The sequence below is a fragment of the Saccharopolyspora sp. NPDC045839 genome, assembly GCF_056431645.1.
This window is the reverse complement of the sequence record NZ_JBWKKH010000009.1, coordinates 136,553-159,701: the sequence shown is the minus strand read 5'-3', so window position 1 is coordinate 159,701 and position 23,149 is coordinate 136,553. Positions and strand designations below refer to the sequence as shown.

Genomic DNA, 23,149 nt, shown 5'->3' with positions numbered 1-23,149 from the left:
CGATCAAGCGGCCGAGCAGTGCGCGTCTGGAGGCGGCAGCTCACCGGCGGTCAGGTAGCGGTGCACGTGGTCCCGTACGCACCGGTTCCCGCTCAGGTAGAGCGCGTGGTTCCCTTCCGCGGGGAGGTACCGGGCACCAGGCAGCTGCGATGCCACGAGCCGGCCGTGTTCTGGCGGGGCGCCACCATCGTTGCTGCCGTTGGCGATCAGGACCGGTGGCAAGCCCGGTGCCGGCTGAAGCGGGTGCGGCGGGAAGCTGCCGGTGCGCGGCAGCCCGGCGCACCTGCCGACAGTTGTCCAGAGCATGCCCCAACCCAACCGCGGTGCCACCTCGGCGCGAAGCCTGGCCTCGGCGCGCTTCATCTCGCCGTAGCCGGTGGGGTATGCGAGATCCGCGCACGACGCGATCCCCATCAACGCCGCCCCGGGCACGTCGGGTTGCGGAGGCGGCGCCGATGGCGGAGCGAACGCGGTCGCATCGCCGGCGTCCGCAGCGGCCAGGGCGGTCGCCAACGCGGGCCAGTTGTCCTCCCGACGCACCTTCTCCCCGGTCGACGCGACGATCCGTTCGGCACCGACGACGACGTCCGGGCCGGCCCCGGGAGCGGGGATCGGCTCCCGCCCGGCCTCGGCGAGCAGGGTGTCCCATGTGGACAGAACATCCCGGTCCGCCAGCGCGCAGCCGGATTCCGCCTGGCACCAATCGGCGAACCGCCGCAGGTTGTTCTCGAGCGTCGCAGCCTTGGGCGCGACCCAGTCGTACAGCTCGCGGCTGATGTGCTCGCCCACGCTGTCCAGGTACATCCGCCCGACGTGCCCGCCGAACAGCTCCGCATACGCCTGGCCGTACATGGTGCCGTAGGAGTTGCCGAAGTAGTTGAGCTCGGGCTCGCCCAACGCCACGCGGATGGCGTCCAGATCGTGGGCCACCTGCCAGGAGTTGAGGTTGTCGCGCAGCGGGCCCATCGCGGGTTCGCAGGCCTCGGCGAAGCGGCGGTCGGCCAGCGCGTACTCCCCGTAAGCCTCGCGGTCCGGGGGCGGCAACTCCGCCGCGAACGGCATCGGCTCCGGGCACGTCACACCGCTGCTCTCCCCCATGCCCCGGGGATCGAAGAGCACCACATCGAACCAGGCGGTCAACTCGTCGAGCTGGCGTTGCACGGCAGGCAAGGCGAAGAGCACCGGGTTCGGCCCGCCGGGGTTGACCACCAGCGTGCCGAGCTTGGTCGCCTGATCGCGGGCGGGAAGCTTCCCCAACCCGATCTCGATCTGCGCTCCCCCGGGCTGCGACCAATCCGCGGGAACGGCGATCTCGCCGCACCGCAGACCGTCGAAGCAGTCCCGCCAGGCGACGGAATCCCCGCTCGCAGGTGGCGGCTGCGCCGACGCCGAACCCACCACCAGCCCGCCGAGCACGGCGACGGCACCGAGCAAACTCGCGATCTTCGTCTTCATGCCGCTCAGCCTGGTCGCCCGAGCCGCGGCCGGTCGTCAGCCTTCCGGCAGATCTTCCTCCCCGCCAATGGCTTCCGCCTGGACAGACCCTCGGCCAGCCGGCTCAGGTCTCGTCGGCGACGCCAAGTTCGTAGGCGTGCAGGGTGTCGATGAACATCCGCCGCTGCTCCGGCGTCAGCGGTGCGAGCGCGTTGTGCCATGCCGCGGCGCCGCGGGCCAGCCAGCCGTCGATCGCGGGCAGCATCTCGTCGGTGATGCTGACGATCCGGCGTCGCCGGTCCGCCTCGTCCTCCCGCCGCTCCAGGACGCCTTTGCGGCTCAGCTCGCCGACCATCAGGCTCACCGTCGTCGGCGCCACTTCCAGCCTGGTCGCCAGCTCGTTCACCGTCATCGGCCCGTCGAAGAGCAGGTAGGACAGCAGCGAGAGGTGCCGCGGCGCAAGCGCGAGCGACTGGAGCTCGTCGGGGATCCGCAGCCTCTTGGCGCGCCCGACCAGCCGCGGCATGAGCAGCAGCAGCGCCCGGATCGCATCGTCGACACCCGGATCACGGTCCTTCGTTGACATCAACCACGTCCAACCAATACCTTTGTCTACAAAGAAGCTTTGTTTTCAAAGCAAATCTTCTCCTCCGTCGATGCTACGACGACCGAAGAGGCCGACCATGCCGCACTTCACCGTGAAACTGCACGAAGAGATGCTCGACGAGAGCACCGAGCGCAAGCTCATCGAAGCCCTGACCAATGCGGCGACCGAGGTGTACGGGGAGAACTTCCGGCCGCTGGTGGTCGTGGAACTGTTCGGAATCCCCCGCCACCGCTGGGGTTCCGGCGGAGCGCCGGCGACGCGGGAGGCGGCGCAGATCACCCTGAACATGCGCGAAGCGGGCCTGACCCGCCTCGACCCGGCGATGCTGATCACGTCGATAACGGACGCGGCAACGGAGGTGTTCGGCGCCCAGATCCGGGAAGACGTGACCGTCCACCTGGTCGGCGTCCCCCCAGAACGCTCGGGAGCCGACGGCGAGGTCGCCTGACGGCGGCCATATCGGCGCTGCGATCCATCTCCGCACACCTTCGACTGCGGCCGGAGCAAACGACGACCACCCCGCCCAGTAGACGCGCGGAGCCGTCCCCAAGACCAGCCCCCGGACACACCGGATGTCCCGAACTACGCAGCCCGAACGGCCTCGAATCCGGTCAGCATGGCGTCGAGCTGGAGGCGAGTACGCAAAAGTGATCACCGGCAACCAGACCGGAAACGCTCCACGCTGGTCGGTGACCAGACCGGAAACGCACCACGGGCGCAACTCCACTGAACGGCCGAGACAGAACGCCGACGCCCAACCAAACAGGGAACACCCCAAAGACACGACCCCACCAAAAGGGCAAGACAGGGAGCTGGTCGGGGACCAGGCCGGGAACGCTCCCTCCGCAAGGAGCCCTCGAAAGACGCCCCTCGCACCGTGGGGGGCTTGGGGGGCTCGGCCCCCCAAAATGATCCGAAAACGAGGAGAGGCGAGCGCTCCACGCGAGCACTCGCCTCCCACCGAAGTGGAGGTGCCGGGAATCGAACCCGGGTCCTCCGTCGCCTCACCAAGACTTCTCCGTGCGCAGTCCGCTGTGTCTCTGCTCGGCTTCACCGGTCCCGCGAACTAGCCGGTGTGACAAGCCCAGTCGCTGTTCGATGTCCCACCAGGTCCCGCGACCGGACCTGGCGGTTAGAGCCTCCTAGCTGATGCCGGATCCCGGGTCGGAGGCAATCCCGGTCCGACAGAGTCGCTCCTCGCTCAGGCGGCGAGGGCGAACTCGCGCTGACTCTTGTCGGCGCTTATTCGATTGCGGCGACGCTCACGGTGGCCTCCCGCCTACACCGGCACGCTTCCCTTGGATCAACGTACGGAGTCGAAACCGTTCACCCCCTTGCAGCCGGCTCGTCTTTCGAACCGGTGTACACCAGCATAACGCCTCGCGCCCCGGCGATCATTCCCATATCCCTTAAACGATCAAGTCCCGAGCCCGAGCAGCCGGGACGGCGTGCCGTAGAGCACGGCGCGCAGGAAGTCCGCGCCGAGGCGATCGTCGGCTTCGGCCCAGCTCGCGATGGCCGCGAGCTGTTCGGCGTACGGGTACGGGATGTTCGGGAAGTCGGTGCCCAGCACGATCCGGTCGGGGTGGGCGGCCAGCCTCGCCGGCCAGTCCGCGGGCAACGGCGCGATCCGTTCGGTGAAGGCGACGCCGATCATCGTGGTGTCGAGGTGCACGCCCGGATAGCGGTCCACGAGGTCCAGCGCCACCCCGTAGTCGGGCATGCCCGCGTGCGCCAGCACCGCGAGCAGCCGCGGGTGGCGCCGCAGCACGCCTTCGAACACGTCGAGCCCGGTGTGCTCGCCCTTCAGCGGGCCGTCGCCGCAGTGCACCACGGCCGGCACGCCCGCATCGGCGAGCAGTCCCCACGCCGCATCGAGCAACTCGTCGCGCGGGTCGAAGGCACCGACCTGGACGTGCACCTTCACGCACCGCGCCCCCGCGTCGAGCGCTTTGGCCAGGTAGTCCGCGACGTCGGGTTCCGGGAAGATCGTCGCCGTCGGCACCGCGTCGGGCGTGCGCCCGGCGAAGTCGATCGCCCAGTCGGTCAGCCAGGCCGCCATGTCCGACCGGTGCGCGTAGACCAGCGGCGCGAAGGTCGTCACCCCGAGATCGCGGAGCGCCTGGATCCGGGCCTCCTCCGCGTACCGGTAGTGGATCGGCCATTCGAAGCCGTAGTTCGTGCGCGCCTCGTCGAAGTAGGCCCAGACCTTGCTCAGGACCCGTTCCGGCAGGAAGTGCGTGTGGATGTCGACCAGCCCGGGCAGCCCCAGCTCGGCCACCCAGGCGGGCACATCCGCGTCGCTGCGCGGCGGCACTACCGCATGCCCTTGCGAGCTCGACCGATCGCCTTCTGCATCTCGCGATCCGCGTCGCGCTTGGCCAGGTCCTGCCGCTTGTCGTGGGCCTTCTTGCCTCGTGCGAGGGCGAGTTCGACCTTCGCCTTCCCGTCGCTGAAGTACAGCGTCATCGGGATCAGGCTCAGCCCGCTCTCCTTGATCTTGCCGATCAGCCGGAGGATCTCGTGCTTGTGCAGCAGCAGCTTGCGGGACCGGCGCGGCTCGTGGTTGGTCCACGTGCCCTCGGTGTACTCCGGGATGTGCACGTTGCGCAGCCAGACCTCGCCGTCGTCGACGGTGGCGAAGCCGTCGACGAGCTGCGCCTTGCCCTGCCGCAGGCTCTTGACCTCGGTGCCGGTCAGCACGATGCCGGTTTCGTAGGTGTCCAGCACCGCCCAGTCGTGCCGCGCCTTGCGGTTCTGCGCGATGACCTTGCGGCCGCGTTCCTTCACCATACGAACAACTCTAGCTTTCGTGTCACGTGACTTTCGGTGCCGCAGCCTGCAACGCAGGCCGCGGCACCGGTAATCCCGCTACAGCCGGACGTACAGGCGGAGCGTCACGTAGCCGGTGATGGCCGAGACGGCCGCCGCGACGAGGAGCAGGATCGGCGAGATCAGCGCGATGTCGCCCCACTCGACGTTGGGGATGATGCCCGTGCCGAACACCGGCGACATGACCCGGTCGATGAAGGCGGCCTTGGAGATCAGCAGGCCGCCGATGGCCAGGACCGCGCCGATGAGGCCGGAGACCACGGCCTCCAGGAGGAACGGCAGCTGCGTGTACCAGCGGGTGGCGCCGACGAGGCGCATGATGCCGGTCTCGGTGCGCCGGGTGAACGCCGACAGCTGGATGGTGTTGGAGATCAGCAGCAGCGCGGCGAGCGCCTGCACCAGCGCGATCGAGAACGTCGCGTTGCGGATCCCGTTGAGCACATCGAACAGCCGGTTCAGGTACTCGGCCTGGTCGACGACGCTGTCCACGCCGGGCCGCCCGCTGAACTGCTGCTGCAGCGCCGGGAAGCGCTCCTGGTCGGACAGCTTGACGCGCAGCGAGGCGGGCATCGCCTCGGCGCGGGCCACGTCGCGCAGTTCGGGCTGCGACTCGAAGACCTTGTTGAAGTTCTCGAACGCCTTCTGCCGGTCCTCGTACTTCACCGACTCGACGCCCGGGACGCGATTGAGGTCGGCCATGATGTTCGCGCACGGCTGCTGGCTGCAGTCCTTGTCGTTGGCGCTGACGTCATCGGTCATGAACACCACGACCTCGACGCGGTCCTGGTAGGTCTCCTGCATCTTGTCGATCATCCGGACCACGAGGAGACCACCGCCGAGCAGGCCGACCGAGATGGCGGTCGTCAGGATCATCGCGATGGTCATCGTCACGTTGCGCCGAAGGCCGTTGACGACCTCGCTGAATACGAAGCTCGCGCGCATCTTGTGTCAGCTTTCCTGCCGGTCGGGGGTGGTGTCCTCAGGTGCGGGTCGACCGCCGTCTGGGCTAAGTCGTGTTTTGTGAGCGGCGGTAGCCGCTTGCGGTGTGGGACTCAACTCGCACCGCCGCGGGTTCTCAGATGCCTCCTCGCGAGGACAGCCCCGACGTGGTGAATTGGCATTCATGATGTCGGGGATCCCACAGCGAGGGGGCATCTGAGGTTCCGCCACCCGCACCGCTACGCAAACCAATTTCGAAACACTCTCTAGCGGCCGACGCCGTAAACGCCGCGGGCGTCGTCGCGGATGACCCGGCCGAGGCTGAGCTCGACGACGCGGCGTCGCATCGAGTCGACGATGGAGTGGTCGTGGGTGGCCATGACGACCGTGGTGCCGGTGCGGTTGATCCGCTCCAGCAGCAGCATGATGTCCTGGCTGGTGTCGGGGTCGAGGTTCCCGGTGGGCTCGTCGCAGAGCAGCACCAGCGGCCGGTTGACGAACGCCCGCGCGATCGCCACGCGCTGCTGCTCACCACCGGAGAGTTCGTGGGGCATCCGGTCGGCCTTGCCCTCGAGCCCCACCAGCTGCAGCACCTGCGGCACCACGCGGCGGATGTCGTTGCGGGGCTTGCCGATCACTTCCAGCGCGAAGGCGACGTTCTCCGCGACGGTCTTGTTGTTCAGCAGCCGGAAGTCCTGGAACACGCAGCCGATGCGCTGGCGCAGCCGCGGGACGCGGCGCCGCGGCAGCTTGGCGACGTTCCAGTCGGCGACGAAGACCTGACCGCGGGTGGGCACGTCCTCGCGCAGCAGCAGTCGCATGAACGTCGACTTGCCGGACCCGGAGGGCCCGATGAGGAACACGAACTCGCCCTTTTCGATGCCCACCGAGACATCGTCGAGAGCGGGCCTGGTCGACGTCTTGTACGTCTTGGACACGTGCTCAAGGCGGATCACGGGGCGTGAGTTTACCTGCGACCGTTAGGGGGACATCACTCACCCGGACCGGCGGCGGAACCGCCGGTCACCTGCGACTTCGTCGCCGGTCAGGGCATTGGCGCGCGGTGCAGGTCAGGCCACGCTCTGCTGCTGGCGGCGCCAGCGGATGCCGGCCTCCAGGAACCCGTCGATGTCGCCGTCGAGCACCGCGTCGGGGTTGCCGACCTCGTGCTCGGTGCGCAGGTCCTTGACCATCTGGTACGGGTGCAGCACGTAGGACCGCATCTGGTTGCCCCAGCTCGACCCGCTGTCCTTGAGGGCGTCCAGCTCGGCGCGCTCCTCTTCCTTCTTGCGGGCCAGCAGCTTGGACTGGAGCACGCGCATCGCGGCGGCCTTGTTCTGCAGCTGCGACTTCTCGTTCTGGCAGGACACCACGATGCCGGTCGGGATGTGCGTGATGCGCACGGCGGAGTCGGTGGTGTTCACGCTCTGGCCGCCGGGGCCGGAGGAGCGGAAGACGTCGACGCGGATGTCCTTCTCCGGAATGTCGACGTGGTCGGTCTCCTCCACGACCGGCAGCACCTCGACGCCGGCGAAGGAGGTCTGCCGGCGCCCCTGGTTGTCGAACGGCGAGATGCGCACCAGCCGGTGCGTGCCCTGCTCGACGGAGAGCGTGCCGTAGGCGTAGGGGGCGTTGACCCGGAACGTCGCCGACTTCAGTCCGGCCTCTTCGGCGTAGGAGGTGTCGTAGACCTCGGCCGGGTAGGAGTGCCGCTCGGCCCATCGCAGGTACATGCGCATCAGCATCTCGGCGAAGTCGGCCGCGTCGACGCCGCCGGCCTCGGCGCGGATGGTCACCATCGCCTCGCGCGGGTCGTACTCGCCGGAGAGCAGGGTGCGCACCTCGAGGGCTTCGAGGTCCTTCCGGAGGCGGTCCTGCTCGTCGTCGGCCTCGGACAGCCCGGCCGGGTCGCCTTCGTCCTCGCTGAGCTCGTAGAGCACTTCGAGGTCTTCGACGCGCTGCCGCAGTTCGGTGATCTTGCGCAGTTCGGCCTGCCGGTGCACCAGCTGGCTGCTGACCCGCTGCGCGTGCTCGACGTCGTCCCACAGATCCGGCTTGGCGGCCTCGGCCTCGAGCTCGGCGATTTTGGCGCGCAGGGCGTCCAGATCCATCACGCTCTCGATGCCTTCGAGGGTGTTGGACAGTTCCTTGAGCGAGGCAGCGACGTCGGGATTCACAGTGCTCAGCGTACTTCACCGGACACGGGCCGCCCACGAGGACGGCCCGTGTCCGGTCATGAGCGGTTTTGGCCGTTGTGGCGACCGCCACCGCTCAGGACTGTTCTGTCCCGGGTGGTTCAGTCCGGAATCGAGTCCAGCAGCTTGATGATCGCCCGGTTGTAGGACACGGTGAAGTCCGCGGCGGCCTTCTCGTACGGGTCGGTCGCGGCCTTGGCGGCGTTCTTCGCCTCGTCCATCTTCACCGCGTACTGGGCACGGGCCGCCTCGACCAGCCCGGAGCGCTGCTTCGGGGTCAGGGAACCCGAGTAGACCAGGCGGAGAATCAGCGGGCTGCGGACGTTGTCCGGCCCGGGCTCGGTGTTCAGCCACGACTTGAAGGCGCGCTTGCCGGCGGCCGTGATCGCGTACTGCTGGCTGGAGCGCGGACCCTGCTTGCCGAGGCGCAGCAGGCCGGCGTCGGTCAGCGCGGGCAGCTCGCGGTAAACCTGGCTGCGGGTCACGCTGAAGAACCCTCCGAAGCGCTCGGTAGCGGCCGCAACCAGCTGGCCACCGGTCTTCGGACCTTCGTGCAGTAGTCCCAACAGGGCAGCGGATGTCGCATTCAGCTCGGTCACATCTGCCACGGTGCCATGCCACCGCTTCGCTGTCCACAGTGGTCCCCAGTTCTGTCCACAGTGGTTGCAGTGGACTGGTCCAAGTGGACGAACGGTTGCGCCATTGGCGCGCGCTCCGGACGACTGGCGAAGCGGCGGCCTCGGACACGGGGCGCACACGCGGGCGGCCGAGCGTCCGCACACATTGCGACGAGCATTCCCCGGGTTCGCCTGGATGGGGGGTCTTCCTGGCGCAATGAGGTGCTATCACGCTCTGGAGCTGCCCAACTACGACAGGTGACACGCACCCTGCACTTGGCCGACCAGTCGGCGGCCGATGAGGGGCCCGTTCAGGAGGTGCGGAGCGTGCATCGCAGTTGGTTGCGTACCAAGGTCAACGAGAGCAAGACCAGGGTGACCAACAAGGTCACCGAGCAAGCGAAGCGAGCCAAGGCACTGGTGCCCATGCAGAGAGAGGGCGAAGCCGACGCCTGCATCGTCTGCGGCCGAGCGATGCGCCCGACGAACACGGTCCGGGGAGATGGCCGGGTCTGCTCCCCGGCGTGCGCCCGCCAATGGGCCAAAGGCCTCTCATAGGAGAAACGACCCGACCAAAACGGAAAGCCCCCGACCGAAGTCGGGGGCTTTCCGTTCGAATAGTAGCGGGGACAGGATTCGAACCTGCGACCTCTGGGTTATGAGCCCAGCGAGCTACCGAGCTGCTCCACCCCGCGCCGTGTGCGTTTTTCTGTTGTACGGAGTACTTTACACACCCCGAAAAAGCCCCGAACAAGGGGGGTCCCCAAACCCCAAAACCCCCACCCCACCAGCCAAAACCCCAAAAACCCCAGCAGCGCGACAGCGGAGAGCCAGCAGAGGACCAACGACCACCGAACACCCCCAACCGCCGAGCCTCAACGCAACGCAGAGCCCCAACGCAAGAGCCCCAGCCCATGTCTCCACCCCCAGCCCCGCACCAGAACCAAAGGGCTGGTCCGGAATCCAGGCCGGGAACGCTCCCCGAGCAAGGAGCCGACGAAAAGCGACCACCGCACCGTGGGGGCCTACGGGGGCTCGGCCCCCGTATGGGAATTAAGACAACGAAAAAGAAGCCCCCCGACGAAGTCGGAGGGCTTCTGACCATTCGAATGGTAGCGGGGACAGGATTCGAACCTGCGACCTCTGGGTTATGAGCCCAGCGAGCTACCGAGCTGCTCCACCCCGCGTCGTTGTGTCACCAACTTTACGGGGTGATGAACCGTAGTGCAAATCCCCTGGGCTCAGAAGTGACGCACGTCATTTGCACTCGATCGGACGCCGGAAAAACGACGGGCGGGGACCGCCTGCGCGATCCCCGCCCCTGGTTGCCGTTGCCGATCAGCCGCCGGTGCCCTGCGCCTGCTCGAAGCGCTTGATCGCGTCGTCGAGCTGCTGGTAGGCCGAGCCGAGGTCGGCGAAGTTGCCGGACTGCTGGGCCGCGCGGACGTGCTCCAGGGCCGCCCGGATGTCGGTGACCGCCTGGGACAGCTGGGGGCTGCCGGGAGTCTCCGGCGGGGGCTGCTGGTTCTGGCCCGACGGCGGCTGCTGGCCGTTCTGACCCGGGTTCGTGGCCTGCCCGGCACCCGAACCGAACACCTGCTCCAGCGCCCCGGCCAGGGTCTCGGAGAAGCCGACCTTGCCGCCGAAGGACACCAGCACTCGGGCCAGCTGCGGATAGGAGTTCTGCTCGTTGCGCTGGATGTAGATCGGTTCGACGTACAGCAGGCCGCCGGCGACCGGGAGGGTCAGCAGGTTGCCGAAGATCGCGGTCACGTTCGGGTTGTTGAACAGCGTCCGGTTCTCGGTGACCGCCGGGGTCGACTCCATCTGGTTCTGGACCTGGTTCGGGCCCGGTGTCGAGTTGTTGGTCGGCAGCCGCAGCACCGTGAGCTTGCCGTAGTTGTCCTGTTCGGAGGACGCCGACACCCACGCCGCCAGGTTCTCGCGGCGCAGCGCGGTGAGGGCGCTGGTCAGCTGGAACTGCGGCTGGCCCTGCTCACCGACCTGGGCGAGCACGTAGTACGGGGGCTGCTGCCCCTCGGCGTTGGCGGCGCTGCCGCGGCCGGTCGGGTCGGACGGCACCTGCCAGAAGGTCTGGTTCGAGAAGAAGTCGCCCGGGTTGTCGACGTGGTACTGGGTGAGCAGCGTGCGCTGCACCTTGAAGATGTCCTCCGGGTACCGGAAGTGGTCGCGCAGCTCAGGGGTGATCTCGCTGGCTGGCTTGACCACGCCGGGGAAGACGCCTTCCCAGGCCTTGAGCACCGGGTCCTTGTCGTCGACCGAGTAGAGGTCCACGGAGCCGTCGTAGGCGTCGACGGTCGCCTTCACCGAGTTGCGGATGTAGTTGATCTGCTGGTTGGGCTGCCGCTCGACGCCGGTGAGGGTGTCGTTGGTGGCCTCGCCGAGCTCGGTCAGCTCCGCGTACGGGTAGTTGTTCAGCGTGGTGTAGCCGTCGACGATCCACTTGATCTTGCCGCCGACCACGGCCGGGTACGGGTCGCCATCGAGCTTGAGCCACGGCGCGACCTTCTGCACCCGCTCCCGCGGGTTCCGCTCGTAGATGATCTTCGAGTCATCGCCGATCGCGCCGCTGAACAGGAAGTTCCGCTCGCCGTAGTAGGCGGCGAACACCAGGCGCTGGAACAGGTTGCCGACCGGGACACCGCCCGTGCCGGTGTAGGTGTACTGCTGCTGGTCGGTGTCGTACTCGCGGGGCGCCTCGCCCGGGTTGCCACCGACGATCGCGTAGTCGTTGCGGCCCACCAGCTCGCCGTAGTACACGCGCGGCTGCTCGACCGGGATCGCGCCCTGGCCGTTGTTGGCCACGTCGCTGATCTGGAACACCGGGTAGCCGCCCTGGGTGGCGCCTTCCTTGAACGTGGAGTCGACCCGGTCGGCCGGCGCGGCGACGAAACCGTTGCCGTGCGTGTAGACGGTGTGCCGGTTGATCCAGTTCTGCTGGTTCACGGCCAGGCCGTCGGTGTTGATCTCGCGCAACGCCACCAGGTAGTCGCGCAGCTGGCCGTTGGCGTCCCGGTACCGGTCGACGTCCAGCTTGTCGGTGAACCCGTAGAAGTTGTACTGCTGGGTCAGCTGGGTGAACGTCGGGGCCAGCACGTTCGGGTCGAGCAACCGGATGTTCGGGATGGTGCCCTTGTCCGCGGCGACCTCGGCCGGCTGCAGCTGGGTGCGGCCCGGGTAGTCGACGAACTGGACGTTGGGCTCGCCGATGTTGAAGGCCGCCTTCGTCGCCTCGAGGTTGCGCTCGATCGACTGCGCCTCCCGCTCGTTCGCGTTGGGGCGCACCGAGAACTGCTCCATCAGCGCCGGCCACACCGCGCCGACCACCACGCTGGAGAGCACCAGCAGCACCGTGGCCAGGGCCGGGATCTGCAGGTTCTTCAGGAAGATCACCGCGAAGAACGCGATCGCGCAGAACACCGCGATGCACATCAGGATCAGCTTCGCCGGCATCACCGCGTTCAGGTCGGTGTAGCTGGCACCGGTGAACAGCGGGTTGCGCTGCGACAGCAGCAGGTCGTAGCGGTCCAGGAAGTAGTCGACCGCCTTCAACAGCACGAACAGGCCCGCCAGCACGGCCAGCTGGACCCGCGCCGGCATGGACAGCTGCCCGGAGCGGCCGGCCAGCCGGATGCCGCCGAAGATGTAGTGCGTGATCAGCGCGCCGATGAAGGACACGGTGATCGCGATGAACGCCCACGACAGCAGGAAGCGCCAGAACGGCAGCTCGAAGGTGTAGAAGCTGATGTCCTTGCCGAACTCGGGGTCGACCTGCCCGAACGGCACGCTGTTGAGGAACAGCTGGAGGGTCTGCCAGTCGGCCTGCGCGGCGAGCCCGCCGATCACGCCCACCACGATCGGCAGCCCGAGCCCGAAGAGCCGGGAGCGCTCGGTGGCCACGGTGCGGTACCGGGCCAGCGGGTCGTCGGGACCGCTGACCGGCACGAACACCGGCCGGTTGCGGAAGGCCAGCCACAGGTTCAGGGCCAGCACGCCACCGAGGAAGACCGCCGCGGCCACCCCCAGTCCGGCGCGGGACAGCAGCTGGGTGGTGAAGACCTGCCGGTAGTTGACCTCACCGAACCACAGCCAGTCCACGTAGGTGCCCAGCATTCGCGATCCGGCGATCAGGGCGACCAGCACGATGCCGCCGAGGATCAGCAGGATCCGGCTTCTCCGGGACAGTTTCGGCATTCCTACCGGGGGCCGCATGGCCACAACGCACGCTCCTGGTGACGATCAGCAGGCCTGGACGGTACCGGTGGTTCGGCCGCCCTCGTGATGTTCAACTCTACGACCCCTTCGTGAAGTTCCTGGAAGCGGCTTCGCGAACTGGATTAAGCGGACATCTTTCGCAGGTCATCGGATCGGCCGGCGGCGGCCGCCCGGCCCGGCGGTGCGACCATGGCGGCATGCCACCGGAGACCCCCGAGGACCTGGCCGCGGCGCTGCCGTCGGCCGCTCGCGAGATCGAGGAGTTCGTCCACGCCGCGGGCTGGGACCAGCCCAGCCAGGTGTTCGCCCTCGTACCCACCAACCAGCTGCTGGCCGCCGAACCCGGGCTGGCCGACCAGCTCGACCCGGCCGCGGCGCTGACCCCGATCGCGCAGGAAGCGCTGCCCGCCGAAGACCTCGCCGAGGCGTTGAGCGGCATCGCGTGGCCGGAGCAGGTGGCCGGCTGCGCGGTGGTGCAGGAGATCGTGGTGCTGCCGCCGGAGGCGGAGGCCGAGCTGCCCGGCGACAGCGAGCGGGACCGGCAGATCGCCGCCGAACACCCGGACCGCCACGAGGCCCGGCTGGTCGCGGCGGTGCTGCGCGACGGTGGCGAGGCATGCGTGATGCGCCTGCGCGTGTCCGATCCGGAGGCCGGTGGCGAGCTCATCCAGGACCCGTCGCTGGCCCCGAACCTGCTCACCGCGCTCCACGCCACCTTCGCGGACTGACCGGTTCGCGGTGGAGGTCGGCGTGCCGGTCTCCACCGCGAACGCCGCCGCGGATCAGCAGCTGGCGGGGACCTGGCCGCCGCGCAGGGCGTCGAGGGCCTTGGTCGCGTCGTCGAGGTTCGCGATCTTGGCGAGCTGCAGCCCCTCCGGCGCCTGGGTCTTGGCCTCGGCGCAATTGCCGGCCGGAACGAGGAAGGTCGTCGCGCCCGCTTCGCGGGCCTTGACCATCTTGAACGGGATGCCGCCGATCGGGCCCACCTCGCCGGTCGGGCTGATCTCGCCGGTGCCCGCGATGAACTGACCGCCGTTGAGCTCGCCCGGCGTCAGCTTGTCGATGATCGCCAGGGTGAACATCAGCCCCGCGGACGGGCCGCCCACATCGGCCAGGCTGATCTTGATGTCGAAGTTGACGTCCGGCCGCTCGATCGCGGCCACGCCCAGGAAGCCCTGCGGGTCGGTGCCCGGGTTCGGGCCCAGCTGCACGCTCGCGACCTGCTCGGGCTGGTCGGTGTGGCGGAACCGGATCTCCACCCGGTCGCCGGGCTTGGTGCCTACCAGCGCCGCCTTTAACGAGGCCGGATCGGTGACCGGCTTGCCGTTGGCGGCCAGCAGGTGATCGCCGGGCTCCAGGACGCCGTCCGCCGGGCTGCCCTTGACGATCTCGCCGACCAGGACCTTCATCGGGTAGCCGAGGTAGCGCAGGGCCGCGGTCTCGGCGGTGGTCTGCGAATCGCTGAAGGCCTTGGTGTTCTCCTGCTCGATCTCCTGCTCGGATTTGTCCGGCGGGAAGTACAGCTCGCGCGGCGCCAGCGCGTACCGGCCGCTCACCCACAGCCCCAACGCGCCGAACAGGGACAGCTGATCGGTCACCGACACCGTCGTCATGTTCAGGTGCCCGCCGGTCGGGAAGGTCTGCTGCCCGTCGATGCCGATCACGGGGACGTTCCCGTCCATCCCGAGGGTGTCGTAGGTCGGCCCCGGCCCGAGCGCCACGTACGGCACCCGGACGAACGCGCCGAGCAGACCGAAGGCGACTACCAGTACGACACTTGTCAGCAGCGTCCACGTACGGCGGTTCACGAGGTGACAGCGTACGTGTTCGCGTCCAGCGAGCTCCGGACACCTTCTGTGAGGTGGCGAAGGCCGCGTACCGTGGAACTATGACCAACTTGCCGTTCGGGTTCAGCTCGCAGGACCCCGACGATCCCGACAAGGGCGACTCGTCGCAAGGCCGCTCTGAGGGCGGCGCCGGTGGCTCCGGGGACCTTCCCGGTTTCGGCTTCGGCGGCATGCCCGGACCGGGCGGCATGCCGAATTTCGACATCGGCCAGCTCGGCCAGATGTTGACCCAACTCGGCCAGGCGCTCAGCCACTCCGGCAGTGGCGGCTCCGGGCCGGTGAACTACGAGCTCGCCAAGCAACTCGCGGTGCAGCAGCTGCACAACAACCAGCGCACCGAGCGCCCGAGCCAGGACCAGGTCAAGGCGATCGAGGACGCGGTCCGGCTGGCCGAGCTGTGGCTGGACGCCACCACCTCGCTGCCCGCCGGCGTCCGGTCGGTGCAGACCTGGTCGTCGGTGGACTGGGTGGAGAAGACCCTGCCCACCTGGCAACGGCTGTGCGACCCGGTCGCGCAGCGGATGTCCAGCGCCTGGCTGGAGGCGCTGCCGGAGGAGGCGAAGCAGGCCGCGGGCCCGCTGCTGTCGATGCTCGGCCAGATGGGCGGGATGACCTTCGGCTCGCAGCTCGGCAACGGCCTCGCCCAGCTCGGCGGCGAGGTGCTGACCTCCACCGACGTCGGCCTGCCGCTCGCCCCGGCCGGTACCGCGGCGCTGCTGCCCGCGAACATCGAGCGCTTCATCGAGGGCCTGGACCGGCCCATCAGCGAGGCGACCGTGTTCCTCGCCGCCCGCGAGGCCGCGCACCACCGGCTGTTCAGCCACGTCCCGTGGCTCGGCCAGCGGCTGCTGGCGACCGTGGAGGAGTACGCCCGCGGCATCCACATCGACACCTCGGCGCTGGAGGACCTGGCAGGCAAGGTCGATCCGACCAACCCGAGCTCGATGCAGGAGCTGATGGGCTCCGGGATGCTCGAGCCCAAGACCACTCCCGAGCAGCAGGTCGCGCTGAACCGGCTGGAGACGCTGCTCGCGCTGGTCGAGGGCTGGGTCGACGTGGTCGTCGCCGACGCCGTCGGCGACCGGCTGCCGGGCGCCGGCGCGCTGGGCGAAACCGTCCGGCGGCGGCGCGCGACCGGCGGGCCTGCGGAGCAGACCTTCGCCACGCTCATCGGCCTGGAGCTGCGGCCCCGCCGGATGCGGGACGCCGCGAACCTGTGGCGGCTGATGACCGAGCGGCACGGCGTCGAGAGCCGGGACCGGATCTGGGACCACCCCGACCTGCTGCCGGACAGCTCGGACCTGGACGAGCCGCTGGACTTCGCCGACCGCTGGGGCTCGGGCTCCGCGGACCTGGACGACCCGATCGCCGCGATCCGCCGCGCCGAGGCCGACGAGGCGACGAAGTCCGACGACGAGGGCGACGACTCGCCGAAGCGCGACGAGAACTGACCGAGCGCGGACGGGGCACTTCCGGACTCCCGGAGGTGCCCCTCGTCATGTGCGGGCTTCGGCCTCTTCCGCGTCGTCGTCCAGCCCGATGCCGAGCTGGGCGGCCGCGGACACCCCCTCCAGGTAGCCGATGGCCCGCTCGGTCTTCGGGTAGCGGCGCACCCACTTCCAGAAGTCGGCCCCGTGGCCGGGCACCAGCAGGTGCGCGAGCTCGTGCACGAGCACGTAATCGAGCACCCAACCGGGTACATCTCGGAGCCGCTGACTCACCCGAATGGTGGCATCGCTGGGCGTGCAGGAAGCCCACCTCGTGCGCATCGGTGGCACCCACCGAACGCCCTGCGGTTGCGCCCTGCCGTCGAGGTACTTCGCGGACAGCTCGCGGCACCGCTGGAGCAGTGCTTCGTCGGATTCCCGCGCGGGCGAGCGCCGACGCGTCTCGCTGCGTTGCAGGCGGCTGAGCATGTCCGCCACCCAGCGCTTTTCCTCCGCGCGGGTCATCCGCGCCGGGAGAAGCACCACGATCTTGTCACCGTCGCGATAGGCGCTCACCGTCTGTCGGCGGCGCTTGCTGCGGCGCACCTCGACCTGGGGTTCAGCCACGGGAGTGGACCTTAGCGAGTGCTCCCGACAAACGGCCCGCGCTGTGAGCCGGACCTCAGCGCCTACGCATCGTGATCCCCTTAGGGATTACTCCATTAAGTCGAACATGCGATGCTCGTAATGCATGCATGTCGAATGGCCCACATGTACCGTTCCCCCAGCCGCCCGGAGGTGGGCAGAAGAGCCAGCAACGACGCTGGATCACGACATGAAGGAGGGGAGCCGTGGCCGAGACGTACAACGGCTACTGCGTGAAGTGCCGGGAGAAGCGCGACTTTTCCGGTGAGGTCTCGGAGACCAACGGTCGCCGAATGGCGAAGGGCACCTGCCCGGTCTGCGGCACCAAGATGACCCGCATCCTCGGCAAGGCGTGACCGGGCACGGGTGGGCCGCCGCTCGGGCCGCCCACCCGCCCGCATCTCCGACGCATCGCTCCGGCGTTCGACATCGCACCCGCCGCGCCGGAGCGTAGGGGGATACATCCGTGCTCAGCTCGGCCCGGAGGGCTGACGAGCAGGCTTGTTCGCCCTTGTCCGGCGGAACCGCGAATGCGACCGGTGGCGCAACCCTGACGTCCAACACGTCGATCACACCCCAAGGCGCCGCAGGGAACCTCTAGCATGTGACTGGGTTTCTCGATTTCGAAAACGTCTTCGGACATCGAGAGGGTTTTCCTGCGCGCACCAAGGAGAATTCGTGGCCGACATTCCCCGCCGGGCGGCACACCGCACCGCGAAGCTCGCCAGCCTGCCGCTCGGTGTCGCCGGACGCCTGGCCGCCGGGTGGGGGAAGCGGCTCACCGGGCAGAATCCGGCAGAGATCAGCGCCGAGGTGTCGGCCAAGACCGCGGAGCAGGTGTTCGCGGTCCTAGGCCAGCTCAAGGGCGGCGCGATGAAGTTCGGCCAGGCGCTGAGCGTGTTCGAGGCCGCCGTGCCGGACGAGATGGCCGGCCCGTACCGCGAGGCGCTGACGAAGCTGCAATCCGCCGCGCCGCCGATGCCCGCGAGCAGCGTGCACCGGGTGCTCACCGAGCAGCTGGGCTCCGCCTGGCGGAAGCGGTTCGCCGAGTTCGACGACGTCCCCGCCGCGGCGGCGAGCATCGGGCAGGTGCACCGGGCGACCTGGCACGACGGCCGCGAGGTCGCGGTCAAGGTCCAGTACCCGGGCGCGGACGAGGCGCTGCGCTCAGACCTGCGCCAGCTGATCCGCTTCTCCCGCCTCTTCCAGTCGCTGGCCCCCGGCGCCGAGGTCAAGCCGCTGCTCGCGGAACTCCAGGACCGGATGGTCGAGGAGCTCGACTACCGCACCGAGGCCGACAACCAGCGGGCTTTCGCCAAGGCGTTCCGGGACGACGATGCCGTCCTGATTCCGGCTGTGATCGCCAGCGCCCCGAAGGTGGTCGTCACGGAGTGGGTGACGGGCAAGGCGTACGCCCAGATCATCGCCGACGGGGAACAGGAGGAGCGCGACGCGGCGGGGCGGCTGCTCGCCGAGTTCCACTACTCCGCACCCGCCCGGGCCGGCCTGCTGCACGCCGACCCGCATCCCGGCAACTTCATGCTGATGCCGGACGGCAGGCTCTGCGTGATCGACTTCGGCGCGGTCTCCCGGCTGCCCGACGGCGTGCCCGCGACGTTCGGCCGCATGGTCCGGCTCGCCCTGGAGGACAAGTCCGCCGAGCTGCTGGAATTGCTGCGCGCGGAGCGGTTCGTGCAGGGCGACCGGGAGATCCAGGCCGAGGACGTGCTGGCCTACCTGGCGCCGTTCGTGGACCCGGTCCGCGCGCCGACGTTCCACTTCACCCGGCGCTGGTTGCAGCGCCAGGCCGAGCGGGTCGGCGACCTGCGCAGCCCGGACTTCCGGACGGGGCGGTCGCTGAACCTCCCGCCGGACTACCTGCTGATCCACCGGGTCACGCTGGGTGCCACCGGGATCCTCTGCCAGCTCGACGCCGAGGTCGGCGCCCGCGACATCATCGCCCGGTGGCAGCCGGGCTTCTCCGACTGATCGCCCACCGGCGGCCCGCGGCCCGGATGGGCCTCAGCTCGCCGGCCGGGTGCCGAGGTGGACCGTGTTCGCCGTCAGGTAGTACACGTCGTCGCGGTTTCCGGCGTAGTGCTCGCCGGATTCGTCGAGCAGCTCGTCCAGCGCCGCCAGGTCTTGCGGCCCGACGCGGTTCTCCGCGTCCCTGCGGAGGAACTGCAACCGGCGGAGCACCGCCTGCAGGGCGACTCCGGACACCGGAGCCGGGCGGTCCACGAGGTAGCTCCACGACCGCACGTCGGCCAGGCCCGCCTCGGACAGTGCCTTGCCCCACCCCATCGGCATCCGGACCGTGCCGGTCATCTCCGCCCGCATCTGCCGGAACCAGTCCTGGCGGGCGGCGGTCAACCGGGCTTCCAGCCCCGGCTCGGCGAGGCCGACGTCCGGCGGCAGCACCTTCGTTTCGAGCCCGAACTCGACGATCGCCAGCCGCCCGCCCGGGCGTACCAGGTTCGCCAATCGGCGCACGCCGGCCAGCTGGTCGGGCAGGTGGTGCACGACGAACGCCGCGACGACCACGTCGGCCTGCGCGGAAGCCCCCGCCTTCTCGATGGCCTCCGCGAGCGAGTCGTCGGCGGCGTCCGCCTGGACGGCGTGGACCTCGACCCGGTCGGAGACCTGCTTGACGCGGGCTTCCGCCGCCGCGAGCAGTTGCGGCGCCGTGTCCACGACGGTCAGCGCTCCGCCGGCATCCGCCAGCTCCGCCGCGAACGCCGCCGCCGTTCCGCCCGCTCCGGCACCGACCTCGATCACGGTGCGATCGGTCGGGCGCAGCAGCTTCGCGGCGAGTTCGGCGATCTCCGGCGCGTTCAGCTCATCGCCGTCCCGGAGCCGCTGCAGGTGCTCGTCCCAGTCGATGTTGTCGTGCGAGTGTCCAGCCACGAGGCATCACGATACGGGCAATGCCCCGGCCGGTGCTCTGTGTTGTCAAGGTGCGCGAGCGCTCGAGCGCATCGAGTCTCGTCCTGCGCAAGGGATTCCGGTCGCCGGGGCCGCGGACTTCCCGACCGGCGGACGCGGCCGGGAAGCCCGCATGGGACGGCCCCTGGAATCTGTTGCGGTGCAAGGTGGTTCAGCACCGCCATCGAGTACTACCGAGCCGATCCCGGGCGGCTCACGGACATCGGGACGCCTGCTGCGCGCGGCGACCGGCGTAGTCGGCGAGCCAGCGCCACCAGCGACCGGCCGTGATCTCCCGGGCCAACCGATGTCGGTGCGCTTCGTCGATCAGCTCGTTACTTCGTATCCGGGACAGGTCCTCGGGCATGAACATCCTTACCTCGCTCTTGATCCGGTTTCCGGTGATGGGGTCGATGGTTCGGTGGTACGTCATGCCGCTCGCTCCTGACCTCGCCGTGCGGGCCGGCCCGCGGCCGGGGTGTCTGCGGGCAGCGGGTGCTTGCGCGGACGGCCGCGCGGACGCTTGCGGGCGACCACCGCGCCGCGCTCGAAGATCTCGCCACCCCAGACGCCCCACGGCTCGCCGCGGGACAGCGCGCCGGCCAGGCACTCGGCCTTGATCGGGCAGTCGGCGCACAGCGACTTGGCCTGGTCCAGCTCCCGCGGGTTCTCGGCGAACCACAGGTCGGGGTCCTGGCGGCAGGGCAGTCGGCTTTCGAGCGTCGCGGGGCTGCCGAACAGGCCGGCCACGGTGTCCTCGTCTGCCAGCAAGCCCTCGCTCGAGCTGGATATCGGCACACTCGCGGTCAACATGAAACTTCCTCCAGTAGTCGATCGACGGCAGGTTGTGAATGAAGGAAAAACGGGAACGACAAGAAGGCCGCGGACCCGTTGCGGGTCCGCGGCCTTCGAGAAGCCTGAGAGACGTTCCTAGATCAGTGGATCGAGGAATCGCCTACGAACGGACCGGCATGGGTCGACAACGGTCTGCGGAACCGCACGGAACCAACGCGGCTTGAACTCACGACCATTGCCAGCTTCGTACTCGGCAGCAGCTGGGATTGGCGCGAAAGTGCCGCGGGACAGCGCGATGGCCCCGGCCATGAGGTGGCGCGGGGTGCTCGACATCAGAATCGTGGACACCAAGGCCACCTCCCTTCGGGGTTCAGGGCCGTGGTTTCTTCCAACCACGGCTCGCGCTCTTGCAGATTATTGGCACCACCGTGCCGGTCGCAACGTATTTTTCGAAGAATCCGCTCGATCGTCTGAAAAACCCGTACGACCAGGCATTTCAGCGCATGTCGCGGCGGTCACCCTGGGTCAGCGCGAGCACGTCGGAGCCGAACTTCTGCAGCTTCGAGGCCCCGATCCCGGAGATGCCGACCAACGCGGTCTCGTCCAGCGGCCGCTGCTCGGCGATCGCGGTCAGCGTCGCGTCGGTGAACACCACGTACGCGGGCACCTTCAGCTGCCGGGCCCGCTCGCTGCGCCACGCCTTCAACTGCGACAGCAGATCTTCGTCCACATCAGACGGGCAGTCCGCGCAGCGACCGAGCTTGATGTCCATCGTGCCCGTCAGGACGACGTTGCAGATGCGGCAATGCGGCTTCGCGGCCTTCGCGGGTCGTGACAGCAGCTCGCGCTGCTTGACCTTGTTGGGCAGCGCCGCCGGATGTTCGTCCGGCACCAGGCTGTACAGGAAGCGGCTGCGCCGGCGGTAGCGGCGGCCACCGGCGCGTGCCAGCGCCCACGACAGGGAGAGGTGCTCGCGGGCGCGGGTGACCCCGACGTAGAGCAGGCGGCGTTCCTCCTCGACGGCCGCGTCGGTGTCGGCGTGCATGATCGGCAGGGTTCCCTCGACCAGACCCACCAGGAACACCGCGTCCCATTCGAGGCCCTTCGCCGCGTGCAGCGAGGCCAGGGTGACGCCCTCGACGGTCGGCGGATGCTGGGACTCGGCACGCGCGTCGAGCTCCGCGACGTAGCGCGCCAGCCCGGCGTCGGGCTCCGCGGCGGCCAACTCCTCTGCGAGCTCCACCAGCGCGATCAGCGACTCCCACCGCTCGCGCGCGGCACCACCGGCAGGAGGCTCGTCGGTCAGGCCGACTTCGCGGAGCACGGAACGGACGGTCGCGGGCAGGTCCTCCTCATCGGCGCCGTGCGCGATCGCGGTGCGCAGCGTGGCCATCGCCTGCCGCACCTCCGCCCGCGCGAAGAACCGTTCGCCACCGCGCACCTGGTAGGGGATCTCGGCGTCGGACAGCGCCTTCTCGTAGACCTCCGACTGCGCGTTGACCCGGAACAGCACCGCGATCTCCGACAGCGCGATGCCTCGCTTGGCCAGCTGAGCGATCTTGCGCGCGATCGCCTCGGCCTCGTCGGTCTCGTCGTCGTACTCGGCGAAATCCGGCCGGGGACCGTCCGGGCGTTGTCCGACCAGCTTCAGCCGGGTGCCTGCCGGCCGTTCCCGCGCCGCGCCGATTACCTGGTTGGCCAGGCCCACCACCTGCGGCGTCGACCGGTAGTCCCGCTCCAGGCGCACCACGGTCGCCTCCGGGTACTTGCGCGGGAAGCCGATCAGCCACTTCGGCGACGCGCCGGCGAACGAGTAGATCGTCTGGTTCGCGTCGCCCACCACCGTGAGGTCGTCGCGGTTGCCCACCCACGAGTCGAGCACCCGCTGCTGCAGCGGGTTGACGTCCTGGTACTCGTCCACGACGAACGACCGGTACCGGCCGCGGAACTCCTCGGCGATCTCCGGCTGGTCCTCCAGGATCGCCGCGATGTGCAGCAACAGGTCGTCGAAGTCCAGCATCTGCGCCCTGTTCTTGACCTGCTCGTAGGTCGCGAAGGCCTTGCTGAGCTGCTCCGGCAGGACCGGCACCTCCCGACCGGCGGCGGCCGCGGCGGCCGGGTACTGCTCGGGACCGATCAGCGACGACTTGGCCCACTCGATCTCGCCTGCCAGGTCCCGGACGTCCTCCCGCTCGGTGGACATCCCGAGCTTGTTCGCCGCCTGCATGACCAGCCGGAACTTGTTGTCCGCCAGCTGCCACATCTGCGTCTCGTGCACCCGCGGCCAGAAGTAGCGCAGCTGCCGGAAGGCCGCTGCGTGGAAGGTCTGCGCCTGCACGCCGGCCGCGCCGAGCGCGCGCAGCCGGGTGCGCATCTCCCCCGCCGCCCGGGCTGTGAAGGTCACCGCGAGCACCTGCTGCGGCGCGACGAGGCCGCGCTGCACGAGGTAGGCGATGCGATGGGTGATCGTGCGCGTCTTCCCGGTGCCCGCGCCCGCCAGGACGCACACGGGGCCGCGTGGTGCGACGACCGCCTGCCGCTGCTCCGGATCCAAACCTTCCAGGAGTCGCGGCTGCTCGGTCATGCCCGGCATCTTCGCAGACCTGCTCCCCCGTTCGGGGCCACACCCCGGCACCCGCAACCGCGTGTC

21 protein-coding genes, 2 tRNA genes and 1 other RNA gene are annotated in these 23,149 nt (G+C 69.1%); 6 read left to right on the top strand and 18 right to left on the bottom strand.

Annotation, left to right across the window (positions count from 1 at the left end):
• Window positions 1-3: 3 nt before the first annotated feature.
• Both AC07EQ_RS15605 and AC07EQ_RS15600 read right to left on the bottom strand, forming a co-directional pair.
• On the bottom strand, window positions 4-1,455 hold the full coding sequence (locus tag AC07EQ_RS15605) for an alpha/beta fold hydrolase (protein ID WP_478388613.1): 1,452 nt from the start codon (window positions 1,453-1,455) through the stop codon (window positions 4-6).
• Between the two features lie 103 nt (window positions 1,456-1,558).
• Entirely contained in the window at window positions 1,559-2,020 is a 462-nt protein-coding gene (locus AC07EQ_RS15600; protein ID WP_478388612.1) for a MarR family winged helix-turn-helix transcriptional regulator, read from the bottom strand.
• 97 nt (window positions 2,021-2,117) lie between these two features.
• Between AC07EQ_RS15600 and AC07EQ_RS15595 the strand changes: the two genes are divergently transcribed.
• On the top strand, window positions 2,118-2,489 hold the full coding sequence (locus AC07EQ_RS15595; protein WP_478388611.1) for a tautomerase family protein: 372 nt from the start codon (window positions 2,118-2,120) through the stop codon (window positions 2,487-2,489).
• Between the two features lie 515 nt (window positions 2,490-3,004).
• Here AC07EQ_RS15595 and ssrA read toward each other — a convergent pair.
• The 7 genes from ssrA to AC07EQ_RS15560 all read right to left on the bottom strand — a co-directional run bounded on the left by ssrA (window position 3,005) and on the right by AC07EQ_RS15560 (window position 8,606).
• Window positions 3,005-3,375, bottom strand: a transfer-messenger RNA (tmRNA) gene (gene ssrA, locus AC07EQ_RS15590).
• Window positions 3,376-3,458: 83 nt separating this feature from the next.
• Complete coding sequence (locus AC07EQ_RS15585) at window positions 3,459-4,358, bottom strand: amidohydrolase family protein (protein ID WP_478388610.1); 900 nt, start codon at window positions 4,356-4,358, stop codon at window positions 3,459-3,461.
• Window positions 4,358-4,834 carry an SsrA-binding protein SmpB gene (gene smpB, locus AC07EQ_RS15580; RefSeq protein ID WP_132482298.1) on the bottom strand — a complete coding sequence of 159 codons (477 nt, stop codon included), beginning with the start codon at window positions 4,832-4,834 and terminating at the stop codon, window positions 4,358-4,360. Before smpB ends, AC07EQ_RS15585 begins: the two co-directional genes overlap by 1 nt.
• A gap of 78 nt (window positions 4,835-4,912) precedes the next feature.
• Window positions 4,913-5,815 (bottom strand): permease-like cell division protein FtsX, encoded by a 903-nt coding sequence (gene ftsX, locus AC07EQ_RS15575; RefSeq protein ID WP_478388609.1) that lies wholly within the window; start codon window positions 5,813-5,815, stop codon window positions 4,913-4,915.
• Between the two features lie 263 nt (window positions 5,816-6,078).
• On the bottom strand, window positions 6,079-6,768 hold the full coding sequence (gene ftsE, locus AC07EQ_RS15570) for a cell division ATP-binding protein FtsE (RefSeq protein ID WP_093262250.1): 690 nt from the start codon (window positions 6,766-6,768) through the stop codon (window positions 6,079-6,081).
• Window positions 6,769-6,882: 114 nt separating this feature from the next.
• Window positions 6,883-7,989 (bottom strand): peptide chain release factor 2, encoded by a 1,107-nt coding sequence (gene prfB / locus AC07EQ_RS15565; protein WP_478388608.1) that lies wholly within the window; start codon window positions 7,987-7,989, stop codon window positions 6,883-6,885.
• Between the two features lie 119 nt (window positions 7,990-8,108).
• Window positions 8,109-8,606, bottom strand: coding sequence for a PadR family transcriptional regulator (locus AC07EQ_RS15560; RefSeq protein ID WP_165968011.1), 498 nt, complete (start codon window positions 8,604-8,606; stop codon window positions 8,109-8,111).
• 276 nt (window positions 8,607-8,882) lie between these two features.
• Here AC07EQ_RS15560 and AC07EQ_RS15555 point away from each other — a divergent pair, with 276 nt between their 5' ends.
• A complete protein-coding gene (locus AC07EQ_RS15555; RefSeq protein ID WP_452618312.1) occupies window positions 8,883-9,182 on the top strand; it encodes a hypothetical protein in 300 nt (99 codons plus the stop codon).
• Window positions 9,183-9,245: 63 nt separating this feature from the next.
• On the opposite strand, the gene AC07EQ_RS15550 is transcribed toward AC07EQ_RS15555, so the two are convergent.
• The 3 genes from AC07EQ_RS15550 to AC07EQ_RS15540 form a co-directional block, all read right to left on the bottom strand.
• Window positions 9,246-9,319: transfer RNA gene (locus AC07EQ_RS15550), tRNA-Met, on the bottom strand.
• Window positions 9,320-9,734: 415 nt separating this feature from the next.
• Window positions 9,735-9,811, bottom strand: a tRNA-Met gene (locus AC07EQ_RS15545).
• 151 nt (window positions 9,812-9,962) lie between these two features.
• A complete protein-coding gene (locus AC07EQ_RS15540; protein ID WP_478388727.1) occupies window positions 9,963-12,857 on the bottom strand; it encodes a UPF0182 family protein in 2,895 nt (964 codons plus the stop codon).
• Window positions 12,858-13,057: 200 nt separating this feature from the next.
• Between AC07EQ_RS15540 and AC07EQ_RS15535 the strand changes: the two genes are divergently transcribed.
• On the top strand, window positions 13,058-13,588 hold the full coding sequence (locus AC07EQ_RS15535; RefSeq protein WP_478388607.1) for a PPA1309 family protein: 531 nt from the start codon (window positions 13,058-13,060) through the stop codon (window positions 13,586-13,588).
• A gap of 54 nt (window positions 13,589-13,642) precedes the next feature.
• Here AC07EQ_RS15535 and AC07EQ_RS15530 read toward each other — a convergent pair whose 3' ends face one another.
• Complete coding sequence (locus AC07EQ_RS15530) at window positions 13,643-14,668, bottom strand: YlbL family protein (RefSeq protein ID WP_478388606.1); 1,026 nt, start codon at window positions 14,666-14,668, stop codon at window positions 13,643-13,645.
• A gap of 80 nt (window positions 14,669-14,748) precedes the next feature.
• Between AC07EQ_RS15530 and AC07EQ_RS15525 the strand changes: the two genes are divergently transcribed.
• Complete coding sequence (locus AC07EQ_RS15525) at window positions 14,749-16,158, top strand: zinc-dependent metalloprotease (RefSeq protein ID WP_478388605.1); 1,410 nt, start codon at window positions 14,749-14,751, stop codon at window positions 16,156-16,158.
• A gap of 45 nt (window positions 16,159-16,203) precedes the next feature.
• Here the strand turns inward: AC07EQ_RS15525 and AC07EQ_RS15520 are convergent, their stop codons facing one another.
• Entirely contained in the window at window positions 16,204-16,761 is a 558-nt protein-coding gene (locus AC07EQ_RS15520) for a M48 metallopeptidase family protein (RefSeq protein ID WP_478388604.1), read from the bottom strand.
• A gap of 224 nt (window positions 16,762-16,985) precedes the next feature.
• Between AC07EQ_RS15520 and AC07EQ_RS15515 the strand changes: the two genes are divergently transcribed.
• Together AC07EQ_RS15515 and AC07EQ_RS15510 are read left to right on the top strand one after the other, a co-directional pair.
• Window positions 16,986-17,135 carry a DUF5679 domain-containing protein gene (locus AC07EQ_RS15515; protein ID WP_010693945.1) on the top strand — a complete coding sequence of 50 codons (150 nt, stop codon included), beginning with the start codon at window positions 16,986-16,988 and terminating at the stop codon, window positions 17,133-17,135.
• 322 nt (window positions 17,136-17,457) lie between these two features.
• Complete coding sequence (locus tag AC07EQ_RS15510; RefSeq protein ID WP_478388603.1) at window positions 17,458-18,768, top strand: ABC1 kinase family protein; 1,311 nt, start codon at window positions 17,458-17,460, stop codon at window positions 18,766-18,768.
• A 33-nt stretch (window positions 18,769-18,801) separates the two neighbouring features.
• Here AC07EQ_RS15510 and AC07EQ_RS15505 read toward each other — a convergent pair whose 3' ends face one another.
• The 4 genes from AC07EQ_RS15505 to AC07EQ_RS15490 all read right to left on the bottom strand — a co-directional run bounded on the left by AC07EQ_RS15505 (window position 18,802) and on the right by AC07EQ_RS15490 (window position 23,083).
• Window positions 18,802-19,686: a methyltransferase gene (locus AC07EQ_RS15505; protein ID WP_478388602.1), complete on the bottom strand. Its 885-nt coding sequence runs from the start codon at window positions 19,684-19,686 to the stop codon at window positions 18,802-18,804.
• Between the two features lie 232 nt (window positions 19,687-19,918).
• Window positions 19,919-20,137, bottom strand: a complete 219-nt coding sequence (locus AC07EQ_RS15500; protein ID WP_478388601.1) for a hypothetical protein — start codon at window positions 20,135-20,137, stop codon at window positions 19,919-19,921.
• Window positions 20,134-20,517, bottom strand: a complete 384-nt coding sequence (locus AC07EQ_RS15495; protein WP_478388600.1) for a WhiB family transcriptional regulator — start codon at window positions 20,515-20,517, stop codon at window positions 20,134-20,136. The genes AC07EQ_RS15500 and AC07EQ_RS15495 overlap by 4 nt, the downstream gene beginning before the upstream one ends.
• Window positions 20,518-20,995: 478 nt before the next feature.
• Window positions 20,996-23,083, bottom strand: a complete 2,088-nt coding sequence (locus AC07EQ_RS15490; protein WP_478388599.1) for an ATP-dependent DNA helicase UvrD2 — start codon at window positions 23,081-23,083, stop codon at window positions 20,996-20,998.
• Window positions 23,084-23,149: the final 66 nt, after the last annotated feature.

Coding starts and splice junctions, on each gene's coding strand:
- AC07EQ_RS15605 (WP_478388613.1), bottom strand. CDS start 1,455: ATGAAGACGAAGATCGCGAGTTTGCTCGGTGCCGTCGCCGTGCTCGGC.
- AC07EQ_RS15600 (WP_478388612.1), bottom strand. CDS start 2,020: ATGTCAACGAAGGACCGTGATCCGGGTGTCGACGATGCGATCCGGGCG.
- AC07EQ_RS15595 (WP_478388611.1), top strand. CDS start 2,118: ATGCCGCACTTCACCGTGAAACTGCACGAAGAGATGCTCGACGAGAGC.
- smpB (WP_132482298.1), bottom strand. CDS start 4,834: ATGGTGAAGGAACGCGGCCGCAAGGTCATCGCGCAGAACCGCAAGGCG.
- ftsX (WP_478388609.1), bottom strand. CDS start 5,815: ATGCGCGCGAGCTTCGTATTCAGCGAGGTCGTCAACGGCCTTCGGCGC.
- AC07EQ_RS15540 (WP_478388727.1), bottom strand. CDS start 12,857: ATGCGGCCCCCGGTAGGAATGCCGAAACTGTCCCGGAGAAGCCGGATC.
- AC07EQ_RS15535 (WP_478388607.1), top strand. CDS start 13,058: ATGCCACCGGAGACCCCCGAGGACCTGGCCGCGGCGCTGCCGTCGGCC.
- AC07EQ_RS15525 (WP_478388605.1), top strand. CDS start 14,749: ATGACCAACTTGCCGTTCGGGTTCAGCTCGCAGGACCCCGACGATCCC.
- AC07EQ_RS15500 (WP_478388601.1), bottom strand. CDS start 20,137: ATGACGTACCACCGAACCATCGACCCCATCACCGGAAACCGGATCAAG.
- AC07EQ_RS15495 (WP_478388600.1), bottom strand. CDS start 20,517: ATGTTGACCGCGAGTGTGCCGATATCCAGCTCGAGCGAGGGCTTGCTG.
- AC07EQ_RS15490 (WP_478388599.1), bottom strand. CDS start 23,083: ATGACCGAGCAGCCGCGACTCCTGGAAGGTTTGGATCCGGAGCAGCGG.